This window comes from Pseudomonas sp. GM79, assembly GCF_000282495.1.
Classification (GTDB): domain Bacteria; phylum Pseudomonadota; class Gammaproteobacteria; order Pseudomonadales; family Pseudomonadaceae; genus Aquipseudomonas.
In genome coordinates this window covers 1-12780 of the sequence record NZ_AKJE01000047.1, presented here as the reverse complement: position 1 = coordinate 12780, position 12780 = coordinate 1, and the positions used below count along the sequence as shown (strand labels likewise).

Here is a 12780-nt window from a genome sequence, read left to right as displayed (position 1 = left end):
GGACAGTGTTCCGGGTTTATTTTTGTTCTGCGTATGGGGTCAGGAGGTGAGCTCTGCCTCCGGTTCCGGATGGCGAGCGGCCAATAGTTGTTTGAGGGCGGCACCTTCGTTCAAGACCTGAATTTCAGCCAGCAAATAGGGATGACGATCCAATAGCTGCATTAGTGTGAGTAACGGTTTTGGCGCAGGTAGCTCGCCTCGTTCATACCGCGAAAAAGCATTGTTCCCACCGCCGGACAGCAACTGCACTGCGTTTTTTTGCGTAAGGTGGAGTTTACGACGGATGCGCTTTATCTCGGAGCCGATCAGTTGCAAGCAGTCCTTGAGCAATTGATCGCCTGCTTCCGAATAACGGTCAGCGCTGTCGGTGTCATGATCGAATTCGATTTCCCCACAAACTCTGCATTCCCAGCCCGCAAGATTGTTAACAAATCGAGACATTTGTTTGTAATTGACGGAGAGGGTGCGCCCTTCAAAGTGCCCCATTCCATCGTGAGTACCGCAGTTGACGCATTGCTGCGTTCTCATACGTTTTTCTCCTTGAAGGAGACTACCGGATGTCCACCACCGGGGCGGTAAGACACTTTGATGTAAATCTCCATTCCATGAAATGTTGTGTGATAAACGTCTTGCCAGACCCGGTGGTCGACATAGGTGGTCATGGATTTGAAGAGCATTCGGCGTTCCAGTGCGCAGGTCGCCTGGATCATTTGGCAGAGGTTTAAGCCCATGTCATTGCCCGATTCCAGAGCCCGCCGGGTGAATGCCTTTCTGCCCAGCCTGACAATCTCCGCCTTGACCACTGCCAAGTCGTAGTGGGGGGTATTCTTTTCCATAAGAAGCCGCTTGCCCTGTCCCTAAAATTACCCTTAAAGGGTAATTTTGACTAATCGAAAATCCCGCTCCTTCTCCTGCCCTTTGAACGTAGGCGGTTGCCGTCCTACGCGTAGCTGACTAACATGTCAGAAAATTCATCCTATGATTGGATGAAAGGGCGAATTCAATGTCAGAAATTTCTCCACTCATAAAGCGGTCCTTGGTCGATCAGGCCCTGGATCAGTTGCGCTTGCGCATCACCGAAGGTGTATGGACGGTCGGCCAGCGTTTACCTACCGAACCCGAGCTGTCCGCCGAGTTGGGCATCAGTCGCAACACCGTGCGCGAAGCCATGCGTGTACTGGCGTTTTCCGGGTTGATCGAAATCCGTCAGGGCGACGGCAGCTATCTGCGGGCGGTGGTCGATCCGCTCGACACCATAAAGGCGTTGTCCCGCTGCTCCCACGAGCAAGCCCGGGAGACTCGGCACATTCTGGAAGTCGAGGCCATCGGCCTGGCTGCGTTGCGTCGGACCGACGAAGACCTGGTCGCATTGCGCGAGGCGTTGGACGTCAGTGGCAGTCACTACCACGGCGATCTCGACACGTATATCGCTTGCGATCTGGTGTTCCACCGCCGCTTGGTTGACGCCGCACACAACCCGACCCTCAGCGAGTTGTATCGCTATTTCTCCAGCGTCATCGGCGCGCAATTGCGCGAAACCCTGAACATTTCCCCCCGACGTCAAGAAGTGTTCGACCTCCATATCGAACTGCTCGAGGCCGTCGAGCAACGCGACCCGGAACGGGCAAAAGCCCTGTCGAGGCAGTTGATCAATGAACCTTGAAACCGAGAACCCCATGTCCACCCAGCAGGCCAGCAACAGCAGCATCATTGAGCGCAAGCGTACGGCGGAGCTCGAAGAGCTGTTGATCGACGCCGAGGCCGATGACGAACAGGTCCAGCAAACTCACCCGGTCCTTCAGCGGCCATGGCTGCTGTTGCTCGGCCTGATTCTGGTGGCGCTGAACCTGCGTCCGGCGTTGTCGAGCATGGCGCCGATGCTCAGCGAGATCTCGAAGACGCTGGGGCTCTCGGCTGCCCAGGCCGGGTTGCTGACGACCTTGCCGGTACTTTGCCTCGGTCTGTTCGCACCCTTGGCGCCCGTGCTGGCGCGACGTTTTGGTGCCGAACGGGTGGTGTTGGGGATTCTTCTGATGCTGGCTGGCGGGATCATGTTGCGCAGCTCGTTCGGCGAGGTCGGCCTGTTCGCCGGTAGCGTGATGGCCGGCGCCAGTATCGGGGTGATCGGCGTGCTGCTGCCTGGCATTGTTAAACGCGATTTCCCGAAACAGGCCGGCACCATGACCGGCGTCTACACCATGGCCCTGTGCCTGGGCGCGGCCATGGCGGCTGGGGCGACGGTGCCGTTGAGCGAACATTTCGACAAAAGCTGGGCCTTGGGTCTCGGTTTCTGGGTGGTTCCAGCGTTGGTCGCGGCGATTTTCTGGCTGCCGCAAGTCGGTCAGAAACACGGCGCACACCATGTTGCCTATCGGGTCCGAGGGCTGTTGCGTGATCCGCTGGCCTGGCAAGTGACCTTGTATATGGGCTTGCAATCGTCTTTGGCCTACATCGTGTTTGGCTGGCTGCCGTCGATTCTGATCGGCCGCGGCCTGACGCCAACCCAAGCCGGTCTGGTGCTGTCGGGTTCGGTGATTGTCCAGTTGATCAGCTCGCTGGCAGCCCCCTGGCTGGCGACCCGTGGCAAGGATCAGCGATTGGCGATCGTGATCGTCATGGCAATGACCCTCGGCGGTCTGTTCGGTTGCCTTTATGCACCGATCGATGGCCTGTGGGGCTGGGCGATCCTGCTGGGGTTGGGGCAGGGCGCCACGTTCAGCCTGGCGTTGACCCTGATCGTGCTGCGTTCGCGGGATGCCCATGTCGCGGCCAACCTGTCGAGCATGGCCCAGGGCTTCGGATACACCCTGGCGTCCATGGGGCCGTTCGCGGTTGGCGTGGTACATGACTGGACTGGCGGCTGGAGCGCCGTGGGCTGGATCTTCGGCGTTATCGGCCTCGGCGCGATCATCGCCGGCTTCGGTGCCGGGCGTTCGTTGTACGTTCAGGTGCAAAGCGAGAAAGTCTGACGTTTTGCGCACTGTCGGTATTCGGGCCACGAATGCCGATAGTGTTCCGCGCATTTGTTGACTATCGTGCAGGCAATCTATTGAAGCCACTTTGCAACCCCAGGGAGCCTGCCCATGAGTGAAGCCCACAACGCCTTGATCACCCGGTTCTACCAAGCCTTCCAGCGGCTCGATGCCGAGGCCATGAGCGCCTGCTACACCGACGACGTGGTGTTCAGTGATCCGGCGTTTGGCGAACTGCGCGGGCGCGACGCCGGCGACATGTGGCGCATGCTCACCACCCGGGCCAAGGACTTCTCCCTGACCTTCGATAACGTGCGCAGCGATGAACGCACCGGCAGTGCCCATTGGGTGGCGACCTACCTGTTCAGTCAGACTGGCAATACCGTGGTCAACGACATCCATGCGCGTTTCGTGTTTCGTGATGGCAAGATCTGCGAGCATCACGACCGCTTTGATCTGTGGCGCTGGTCGCGTCAGGCGCTGGGTTTCAAAGGGCTGTTGCTGGGTTGGACGCCAGTGGTGAGAAACGCCGTTCGTGCTCAAGCGTTGAAGGGCCTGAAGGCATTCCAGGCCAGTCGCTGATAAGATCGCGGCTTGTTTCCTACAAGCCTTGATCGTCACGTGAACACCTCAAGCGAATCTTCCGTCATTGCCGCCGAACCGCCGCTGCCCGTCAGCAAACCCTGGTTCGTCTACCTCGTTCGCGCGGCCAATGGTTCGCTCTACTGCGGGATCAGCGACGATCCCGTGCGCCGCTTCGCCACCCACCAAAGTGGCAAAGGTGCGCGCTTCTTCCTGTCCAGTCCGGCCGTGGCGCTGGTGTACACCGAAGTCTGTCGCGACAAAAGCGAAGCACTGCGCCAGGAACGCCTGATTAAAAAACTCAAGAAAAGCGCCAAGGAATGTCTGGTGGCGAGCGCGGCTGCGGGCTTATCAATCTGACTGATAAGTGCCCATCAGGCAGATGGGTAGGCTGCTTGTGGATTGCGCGCTAAGCTGCGGGCTCCTTATCCGAGCGGCGGAGCCGAGCATGTCCGAGTTGATTCTTCATCACTACCCGACGTCCCCTTTCGCCGAAAAGGCCCGGTTGCTGCTGGGCTTCAAGGGGCTGTCCTGGCGCTCGGTGAACATCTCGCCAGTGATGCCCAAGCCCGATTTGACGGCGCTGACCGGCGGCTATCGCAAGACGCCGGTATTGCAGATTGGCGCTGATATTTATTGCGACACCGCGTTGATGGCTCGTCGTCTGGAGCAGGAAAAAGCCTTGCCGGCGTTTTTTCCGGAAGGCCAGGAAATGATCACCGCGACCTTCGCTGCGTGGGCCGATTCGGTGGTGTTCCAGCATGCGGTCAGCCTGGTGTTCCAGCCTGCGTCGGTGGCGGTGCGCTTTGGCAAGTTGTCGCCGGAAGCGATCAAGGGGTTCCTGGCCGATCGCGCCGGTTTGTTCAGTGGTGGCAGCGCTACACGGTTGTCCGCCGAACAGGCTCGGCATCAGTGGCCAACGATCATGGCGCGTCTGGAGCAGCAGCTTCAGCGCGAACAGGGCGACTTCCTGTTTGGCGAGCCGTCGATTGCCGACTTTGCTCTGGCTCACCCGTTGTGGTTTCTCAAGGCGACGCATGTGACGTCACCATTGGTGGATGCTTATCCGGCTGTATCAGCCTGGTTTGGCCGGGTGATGGGCTTTGGTCATGGTGCGTTCAGCGAGATGACGGCCGAGGAAGCCTTGGCGATTGCCCGCAACGCCACACCGGCGGCGTTGCCGGATGAACAGTTCGATGAGCCGAACGGGTTCGAGGTTGGCCAGCAAGTGGTGATCGCCGCGACTGATTACGGTGTTGATCCGGTGGCGGGTGAGTTGTTGTTTGCGGGTAGCGAAGAGCTGATTTTGCGTCGCGAAGACGAGCGGGCCGGCGTGGTGCATGTGCACTTTCCGCGGTTCGGGTTTCGTATCGAAGCGCGCTGATATTCTCTGACATGCTTTGGCGATAGGGAAACCGCCAAGATCGCAGCCTTCGGCAGCTCCTACATTGGGATGTCGTACACCCTGTAGGAGCTGCCGAAGGCTGCGATCTTTTGATCTTAAGGGTTATTCCAGCGCCGCAAGAACCTTGTCCGGGTCATACCCGCGTATCAACGTGCCGTTCACATCGATCAGCGGAATCCCGCGTCCTCCGAGCGCCTCATAGGCCTTCGCCAAGGCATCTTTCTCGATATCGAATTCCTTGTATGGAATGCCCTTCTGGTCGAGAAAACGTCGGGTCAGCTTGCAGTAGCCACACCATTCAGTGGCGTAGAGCACGACGTTGGCCTTGGCCTGGGTCTGCTCGGACGCCACTTGCGAGGGGTGAAACACCCGCTCGATCTTGCCCCAGTTCTGGTAAACAACGACCACCAGCAGAATCAGCAGGCATTTCTTCAATACGCCGCCGAGCATCAGTTGCGTCGCTTGAGCTGGTCGGTCAATTGGGTCGGCAGGCCTTTGATGATCAGCGTACCGGCTTCTTCGTCGTATTCGATCTTCGAGCCCAGCAGGTGCGCTTCGAAGCTGATGGACAAGCCCTCGGCACGGCCGGTGAAGCGGCGGAACTGGTTCAGGGTGCGCTTATCCGCAGGGATCTCAGGCGACAGGCCATAGTCTTTGTTGCGGATGTGATCGTAGAAAGCTTTCGGGCGTTCTTCGTCGATCAGCCCGGACAACTCTTCCAGGCCCATGGGCTCGCCCATTTTTGCCTGGCTGCTGGCGTAATCCACCAGGGTCTTGGTCTTCTCGCGCGCGGATTCTTCCGGCAGGTCTTCGCTTTCGACGAAGTCACTGAAGGCCTTGAGCAGGGTGCGGGTTTCGCCGGGGCCATCGACGCCTTCCTGGCAGCCGATGAAGTCGCGGAAGTACTCCGAAACCTTTTTGCCATTCTTGCCTTTGATGAACGAGATGTACTGCTTGGACTGTTTGTTGTTCTGCCACTCGGAGACGTTGATCCGCGCCGCCAGGTGCAACTGGCCAAGGTCCAGATGTCGCGAAGGGGTCACGTCCAGCTGATCGGTCACTGCCACGCCTTCACTGTGGTGCAGCAGGGCGATGGCGAGGTAATCGGTCATGCCTTGCTGGTAATGCGCAAACAGCACGTGCCCGCCCACAGAGAGGTTCGACTCTTCCATCAGCTTTTGCAGATGTTCCACTGCCACCCGGCTGAAGGCTGTGAAGTCCTTACCGCCGTCGAGGTATTCCTTCAGCCAGCCGCTGAACGGATGCGCCCCGGACTCGGCATGGAAGAAACCCCAGGCCTTGCCTTGTTTGGCGTTGTAGCTCTCGTTGAGGTCGGCAAGCATGTACTCGATGGCGCTGGACTCGGCCAGTTCGGAATCGCGGGCATGAAGCACTGCAGGTGTGCCGTCGGGTTTTTTGTCGATCAGGTGGACGATGCAATGACGGATCGGCATGGGCTTCTCGGCTGATTGAAGAGAGGAGGGCGTGCTCCCCCGAAAAAGCGCCCAGTGTACCGCAATCTCTGGTTTTGGCGTTGTAACCATGCCATAGCGCGCCCCCCGTAGGAGCTGCCGAAGGCTGCGATCTTTTGATCTTGTTTTTGAAAATCAAAGTCAAAAAATCGCAGCCTTCGGCAGCTCCTACAGGGGGAGATGGGGGAATTCCGGGTCATGGGGAGGCCCTTATGCAGTTTTTTACCGATTTAGAGCAATAAAGCTGACCAAATGGGTAGCTAGAGGCGGATATTTCCCCGTCTCTGTGCTAGTTTTGCCCGGTCTTACGCGAAGTCACTGCGTTAAGCGTGCATTCAGCATTTGTCAGGTCGAACCAAACCCTGATTTCGGTATCTATAACCCCGACTCGTCGAGGTTATGCCGAGGGTGCCAGATCCAGAAGATCGGGCTCGATGGCTGACACTGCACTCTGCAATCCATATGAATTTGATAGGGAAGGAACACTACAATGGCTCTTACTAAAGACCAACTGATCGCCGACATCGCTGAAGCTATCGACGCGCCAAAAACCACCGCGCGTAACGCTCTGGACCAACTGGGCCAAATCGTTGCTGATCAGCTGGAAAACGGCGGCGAAATCACCCTGCCAGGTATCGGCAAGCTGAAAGTGACTGAGCGTCCTGCCCGTACCGGCCGCAACCCTTCGACTGGCGCTGCCATCGAAATCGCTGCCAAGAAAGTGATCAAGCTGGTTGTGGCCAAAGGCCTGACCGACGCTGTTAACAAGTAAGACTTGTTAGAAAAAACCGTGCTCCGGAGTAATCCGGGCACGGTTTTTTTGTGCCATAAATTCTTCAAACACCGCAGATCTTTGTGGGAGCGGCGGTGCGACGATTCGACTTGCCCGCGATGGCGGCGTGTCAGTCGCCTTCTTTGACGCCTGACACACTGCTTTCGCGGGCAAGCCCGCTCCCACAGGGATTTCAGCGCTCAGAAATTTGGCTTGTGAGCAATTACTCAGCTTTTGCGCGTCCAGCGTTCGCGCCAGACCTGCTGCTCGGATTTGGTCTGGAAGGTCCAGGCGACGAAGCGGCTTTGCTTCTGCCCCTGAGACATTTCCACGACCTGGCTTTCCAATACACCGGCCTTTTTCAGTGCCGTCTGGATCGCAGGCAGGTTTGAGGCTTTCGAGACCAGGGTGCTGAACCAAAGCACTTTGTGTTGAAAATGCGCACTCTCGGCGATCAGTTGCGTCACAAACCGTGCTTCGCCGCCTTCACACCACAGTTCGGCCGATTGACCGCCAAAGTTCAGCACTGGCAGTTTGCGTTTCGGGTCGGCGCGGCCCAGTGCGCGCCATTTACGCTCGCTGCCCTTGGTTGCCTCGTCCATCGAGGCGTGGAACGGCGGGTTGCACATGGTCAGGTCAAAGCGTTCGCCGGGCTCGAGCAGGCCCAACAGAATGTGCTTGGGATTGCTTTGCTGGCGCAGCTGGATGGCTTTGTTCAGCCCGTTGGATTGCACGATGGCTTTGGCGGCGGCCACGGCCGTCGGGTCGATTTCCGAGCCGAGGAAGTGCCAGCGATAGTCGCTGTAGCCAATCAACGGATAGACGCAGTTGGCACCCATGCCGATATCAAGCACCTTGACCGGCGCACCGCGAGGAATCTCGCCGTCGTTGACGCTGGCCAGCAGGTCAGCCAGGAAGTGCACGTAGTCAGCACGACCCGGCACCGGTGGGCACAGGTAATCGGCCGGGATGTCCCAATGGGCGATGCCGTAGAACGATTTGAGCAGCGCCCGGTTGAACACCCGAACCGCGTCCGGGCTGGCGAAGTCGATGCTTTCCTTGCCATACGGATTGATGATCACGAACTTCGCCAGCTCCGGCGTGGTCTTGATCAGCGCCGGGAAGTCGTAACGACCCTGATGGCGATTGCGCGGGTGCAGGCTAGCCTTCTCGCGGGGTTCCACGGCTTTGGCCGGGGTAGCGGAGTCAGGCTTCTTGCGCGCAGGTCTTGGTGTGCGGGGGGCGTTCATGGGCGTTGTCGATTCGGGTATGGCTAAAAGTGGCGGGTATTGTCCCACATCCAGTGTAGGAGTGGTGTCGATCGCCCATCGTGCTGGTCACACTGATCAAATGTGGGAGCGGGCTTGCTCGCGAAAGCGGTGTGTCAGGCGACTTGAATGTTGGATGTAAGAATGCCTTCGCGAGCAAGCCCGCTCCCACAGGGATTTGCGGTGTTTTGGGGGAAAGTGATGGGCATAAAAAAGGGAGGCCGTTGCGGGCCTCCCTTTTTCATTGCGACTTGCCGTTACAGGCTGGCAATCCGCGCATGTTGCTCGGCCAACTTGCCCAAAGCCTGCTCAGCTTCAGCCAGTTTGGCGCGTTCCTTCTCGATGACTTCGGCCGGGGCCTTGTCGACGAAACCGGCGTTGGACAGCTTGCCGCCGACGCGCTGAACTTCGCCCTGCAAACGCAGGATTTCCTTGTCCAGACGAGCCAGTTCGGCGTCCTTGTCGATCAGGCCAGCCATCGGCACCAGCACTTCCATCTCGCCGACCAGCGCAGTGGCGGACAGCGGTGCTTCTTCGCCGGCCTTCAGAACAGTGATCGATTCCAGACGAGCCAGCTTCTTCAGCAGCGCTTCGTTCTCGGTGAGACGGCGCTGATCTTCGGCGCTGACGTTTTTCAGGAACAGGTTCAGCGGCTTGCCTGGACCAATGTTCATTTCGCCACGGATGTTACGCGTGCCGAGCATCAGGCCCTTGAGCCATTCGATGTCGTCTTCGGCGCCCTGATCGATACGCGCTTCGTTGGCCACTGGCCAAGGTTGCAGCATGATCGTCTTGCCTTCGATACCGGCCAGCGGCGCGACGCGCTGCCAGATTTCTTCGGTGATGAACGGCATGAACGGGTGCGCCAGACGCAGCGCGACTTCCAGCACTCGAACCAGAGTACGGCGGGTGCCGCGCTGACGTTCGACCGGTGCATTTTCGTCCCACAGCACAGGCTTGGACAGTTCCAGGTACCAGTCGCAATACTGGTTCCAGATGAACTCGTACAAGGCTTGTGCGGCCAGATCGAAACGGAACTGATCGAGTTGACGGGTCACTTCGGCTTCGGTGCGTTGCAGCTGCGAAATGATCCAGCGATCCGCCAGGGACAGCTCGTAGGCTTCGCCGTTCTGACCGCAATCTTCGCCCTTGTCCAGCACGTAGCGCGCAGCGTTCCAGATCTTGTTGCAGAAGTTGCGATAGCCTTCGACGCGGCCCATGTCGAACTTGATGTCGCGACCGGTCGATGCCAGCGAGCAGAACGTGAAGCGCAGGGCGTCGGTGCCATAGCTGGCGATGCCGTCGGCGAACTCGTCGCGGGTCTGCTTCTCGATCTTCTTCGCCAGTTTCGGCTGCATCATGCCGGAAGTGCGTTTCTGCACCAGGTCTTCGAGCTCGATACCATCGATGATGTCCAGCGGGTCCAGGACGTTGCCCTTGGACTTGGACATCTTCTGGCCCTGGCCATCACGCACCAGACCGTGCACGTAAACGGTCTTGAATGGAACCTGCGGCGTGCCGTCTTCGTTTTTCACCAAGTGCATGGTGAGCATGATCATCCGGGCAACCCAGAAGAAAATGATGTCGAAACCGGTCACCAGCACGTCGGTGGAGTGGAATTTCTTCAGGAATTCGGTCTGCTCCGGCCAGCCGAGCGTGGAGAAAGTCCACAGGCCCGAACTGAACCAGGTGTCCAGAACGTCGTTGTCCTGTTGCAGCGCAACGTCCGGGCCCAAGTTGTGCTTGGCCCGTACTTCGGCTTCGTCGCGACCGACGTAGACCTTGCCCGACTCGTCGTACCAGGCCGGAATACGGTGGCCCCACCACAGCTGACGGCTGATGCACCAATCCTGGATGTCGCGCATCCACGAGAAGTACATGTTTTCGTATTGTTTTGGCACGAACTGAATGCGGCCGTCTTCAACCGCAGCGATGGCCGGCTCGGCCAATGGCTTGGTGGAAACGTACCATTGGTCGGTCAGCCACGGCTCGATGATGGTGCCGGAGCGGTCGCCTTTCGGCACTTTCAGGGCGTGATCGTCGACGCTGACCAGCAGGCCGGCGGCCTCGAAGGCGGCCACGATTTCCTTGCGGGCCTGGAAGCGGTTGAGGCCGACGTATTCGGCGGGCAGCGTGCCGTCGATTTGCTCGTTGACGCTGCCGTCGAGGTTGAACACCTGGGCTGCCGGCAGCACGTCAGCATTCTTGTCGAAGATGTTCAGCAGCGGCAGGTTGTGGCGCTTGCCGACTTCGTAGTCGTTGAAGTCGTGGGCCGGGGTGATTTTCACGCAGCCGGTGCCAAATTCAGGGTCGCAGTAATCGTCGGCGATGATCGGGATGCGGCGGCCGACCAGCGGCAGCTCGACAAATTTGCCGATCAGGGCTTTGTAGCGTTCATCGTTCGGGTTAACGGCCACGGCGGCGTCGCCGAGCATGGTTTCCGGACGCGTGGTCGCGACGATCAGGTAATCGTTACCTTCAGCGGTTTTGGCGCCGTCGGCCAGCGGGTACTTCAGGTTCCACAGGAAACCTTTCTCGTCGTGGTTTTCCACTTCGAGGTCGGAAATCGCCGTGTGCAGCTTGGTGTCCCAGTTGACCAGACGCTTGCCGCGGTAGATCAAGCCGTCTTCGTGCAGGCGCACGAACGCTTCCTTAACCGCTTCCGAGAGACCGTCGTCCATGGTGAAGCGCTCACGGCTCCAGTCCACGGACGAGCCGAGGCGGCGGATCTGACGGCTGATGTTGCCGCCGGACTGATCCTTCCATTCCCAGACTTTCTCGAGGAACTTTTCGCGGCCCAGATCATGGCGACTCTGGCCTTGGGCTTCGAGTTGACGCTCCACCAGCATTTGCGTGGCGATACCGGCGTGGTCGGTACCCGGCTGCCACAGGGTGTTGCGACCCTGCATGCGGCGGAAACGGATCAGGGCGTCCATGATCGCGTTGTTGAAGCCGTGACCCATGTGCAGGCTGCCGGTGACGTTCGGCGGCGGGATCATGATGGTGTAGGACTCGCCCGCGCCTTGCGGGGCGAAGTAATTCTCAGACTCCCAGGTGTTGTACCAGGAAGTTTCAATGGCGTGCGGCTGGTAGGTCTTATCCATGCGCGGCGGGACCCTATTGGCATTTATTCAGGAAAAGCCGGCAAGTATAGCGGGGCGTGGGGCGTAGGGCGAGTTGATCGCGGGATGAGCTGACCATCAGCCATTGCACAAAAACAATGTGGGAGCGGGCTTGCTCGCGAAGGCGGCCTGTCATCCAACACTAATGTTGAATGTTACTGCCTCTTCGCGAGCAAGCCCGCTCCCACATTAGAATGGTGGTGTTTATTCGTACTGGCTGAGCAACCGCTCCATCCGCGCATCCAGCCGACGTTTGATTTCGGTTTCGATGTGCGGGGCGAAATCGTCGATCACGTCTTGCATGATCAATAGCGCGGCGGCGCGCAGTTCGCTGTCCAGGTGCAGCAGGGCGTCAGGGCCTTTGCTCGCGGCAGGCGACGGTTGCGCGGCTGGGGCGGGTGGCGGTGTCGTTTCGACCGGTTGCGGCGCATTGCCGACAGTGTCGAACAGCATGGGAATCTGTTCCTGATCACCTTCGATGACCGTGTCGGTCAGCAAGGGCGGTTGCAGGTTGTCATCGCCGAGCAGTTGGCGGATCGACTCGAGGTCATCCAGCAGATGCGCGGAATTTTGCTGCGGTTTTGGAGTGTCCATCGGAATGCTCAGAGTCGCTGTAAACGGTGATCTTGCAGAGGATAGCCCTGTTCGCGGTAGAAACGGAAACTCTCCCGCGCAGCCGAACGAATCGTCGGATCTTCCACCACCACTTCCGCCACGCGGGCGAACTGTTTGGCAAATACCGGGACTTTCAGGTCGAGATTGACCAGCAGATCCTGATGCTGACCGCAGTCATCACCAAGACCCAGGACAATCAAACCCTCCGGCTCGCTTTCGGCGGGACCGTGGGGCACGAAGCTTTCGCCCTTGAAGGCCCACAAACGCGCATCGAGGTCATCACGCTGGGCGGCATCGCTGCAGTGCAGGTAAATGCGGTGGCCCATGCGCCAGGCTTTTTCGGTGAGCTTGCAGGCGAAATCCAGCCGTGCCGAAGGATCGGCGCTGGGCAGGATATAGAAGTCGACTTTGGTCATTGCGGTTCCTGAGCCCCGGGGCGGCGCCACTGGTCAGTGGCACCGCTCGGGGGGCGTTCTCAACTAGTTTTCCCGCCGCGTTGTCGCCTTAGAGCGGGCCAGGCAAGGCGCAGGCCGCTGGGAATGGTTGTTCCCTTTCCAAGGCCTGCAACGCAG

The 12780-nt window shown here is 59.0% G+C and carries 14 protein-coding genes; 6 read left to right on the top strand and 8 right to left on the bottom strand.

Going from position 1 to position 12780, the window contains the following annotated elements:
• Window positions 1-39: 39 nt before the first annotated feature.
• Together PMI36_RS15155 and PMI36_RS15160 are read right to left on the bottom strand one after the other, a co-directional pair.
• Window positions 40-528: a type II toxin-antitoxin system MqsA family antitoxin gene (locus tag PMI36_RS15155; protein WP_008072082.1), complete on the bottom strand. Its 489-nt coding sequence runs from the start codon at window positions 526-528 to the stop codon at window positions 40-42.
• Window positions 525-836 carry a type II toxin-antitoxin system MqsR family toxin gene (locus tag PMI36_RS15160; protein WP_008072080.1) on the bottom strand — a complete coding sequence of 104 codons (312 nt, stop codon included), beginning with the start codon at window positions 834-836 and terminating at the stop codon, window positions 525-527. The genes PMI36_RS15155 and PMI36_RS15160 overlap by 4 nt, the downstream gene beginning before the upstream one ends.
• A gap of 167 nt (window positions 837-1003) precedes the next feature.
• On the opposite strand from PMI36_RS15160, the gene PMI36_RS15165 reads away from it, so the two are divergent.
• The 5 genes from PMI36_RS15165 (at window position 1004) to PMI36_RS15185 (ending at window position 4938) form a co-directional block, all read left to right on the top strand.
• Window positions 1004-1663 carry a FadR/GntR family transcriptional regulator gene (locus PMI36_RS15165; RefSeq protein WP_008072079.1) on the top strand — a complete coding sequence of 220 codons (660 nt, stop codon included), beginning with the start codon at window positions 1004-1006 and terminating at the stop codon, window positions 1661-1663.
• A complete protein-coding gene (locus PMI36_RS15170) occupies window positions 1653-2969 on the top strand; it encodes a CynX/NimT family MFS transporter (RefSeq protein ID WP_008072076.1) in 1317 nt (438 codons plus the stop codon). Before PMI36_RS15165 ends, PMI36_RS15170 begins: the two co-directional genes overlap by 11 nt.
• Window positions 2970-3083: 114 nt before the next feature.
• Window positions 3084-3554, top strand: a complete 471-nt coding sequence (locus PMI36_RS15175; RefSeq protein WP_008072074.1) for a nuclear transport factor 2 family protein — start codon at window positions 3084-3086, stop codon at window positions 3552-3554.
• 39 nt (window positions 3555-3593) lie between these two features.
• A complete protein-coding gene (locus tag PMI36_RS15180; RefSeq protein ID WP_007905504.1) occupies window positions 3594-3914 on the top strand; it encodes a GIY-YIG nuclease family protein in 321 nt (106 codons plus the stop codon).
• 88 nt (window positions 3915-4002) lie between these two features.
• On the top strand, window positions 4003-4938 hold the full coding sequence (locus PMI36_RS15185; protein ID WP_008072068.1) for a glutathione S-transferase family protein: 936 nt from the start codon (window positions 4003-4005) through the stop codon (window positions 4936-4938).
• Window positions 4939-5061: 123 nt separating this feature from the next.
• Here the strand turns inward: PMI36_RS15185 and PMI36_RS15190 are convergent, their stop codons facing one another.
• Window positions 5062-5409, bottom strand: a complete 348-nt coding sequence (locus PMI36_RS15190) for a glutaredoxin family protein (protein ID WP_008072066.1) — start codon at window positions 5407-5409, stop codon at window positions 5062-5064.
• Window positions 5409-6413, bottom strand: coding sequence for a nucleoid-associated protein YejK (yejK, locus tag PMI36_RS15195; RefSeq protein WP_007905511.1), 1005 nt, complete (start codon window positions 6411-6413; stop codon window positions 5409-5411). Before yejK ends, PMI36_RS15190 begins: the two co-directional genes overlap by 1 nt.
• 508 nt (window positions 6414-6921) lie before the next feature.
• Between yejK and PMI36_RS15200 the strand changes: the two genes are divergently transcribed.
• Window positions 6922-7203: an HU family DNA-binding protein gene (locus PMI36_RS15200; protein WP_007905514.1), complete on the top strand. Its 282-nt coding sequence runs from the start codon at window positions 6922-6924 to the stop codon at window positions 7201-7203.
• Between the two features lie 227 nt (window positions 7204-7430).
• On the opposite strand, the gene rlmF is transcribed toward PMI36_RS15200, so the two are convergent.
• The 4 genes from rlmF to PMI36_RS15220 all read right to left on the bottom strand — a co-directional run bounded on the left by rlmF (window position 7431) and on the right by PMI36_RS15220 (window position 12624).
• Complete coding sequence (gene rlmF, locus PMI36_RS15205) at window positions 7431-8453, bottom strand: 23S rRNA (adenine(1618)-N(6))-methyltransferase RlmF (RefSeq protein WP_008072063.1); 1023 nt, start codon at window positions 8451-8453, stop codon at window positions 7431-7433.
• Window positions 8454-8728: 275 nt separating this feature from the next.
• On the bottom strand, window positions 8729-11575 hold the full coding sequence (locus PMI36_RS15210) for a valine--tRNA ligase (protein ID WP_008072061.1): 2847 nt from the start codon (window positions 11573-11575) through the stop codon (window positions 8729-8731).
• 222 nt (window positions 11576-11797) lie between these two features.
• Entirely contained in the window at window positions 11798-12187 is a 390-nt protein-coding gene (locus tag PMI36_RS15215; protein ID WP_008072054.1) for a hypothetical protein, read from the bottom strand.
• A gap of 8 nt (window positions 12188-12195) precedes the next feature.
• On the bottom strand, window positions 12196-12624 hold the full coding sequence (locus tag PMI36_RS15220; RefSeq protein ID WP_008072051.1) for a DNA polymerase III subunit chi: 429 nt from the start codon (window positions 12622-12624) through the stop codon (window positions 12196-12198).
• Between the last annotated feature and the right edge of the window lie 156 nt (window positions 12625-12780).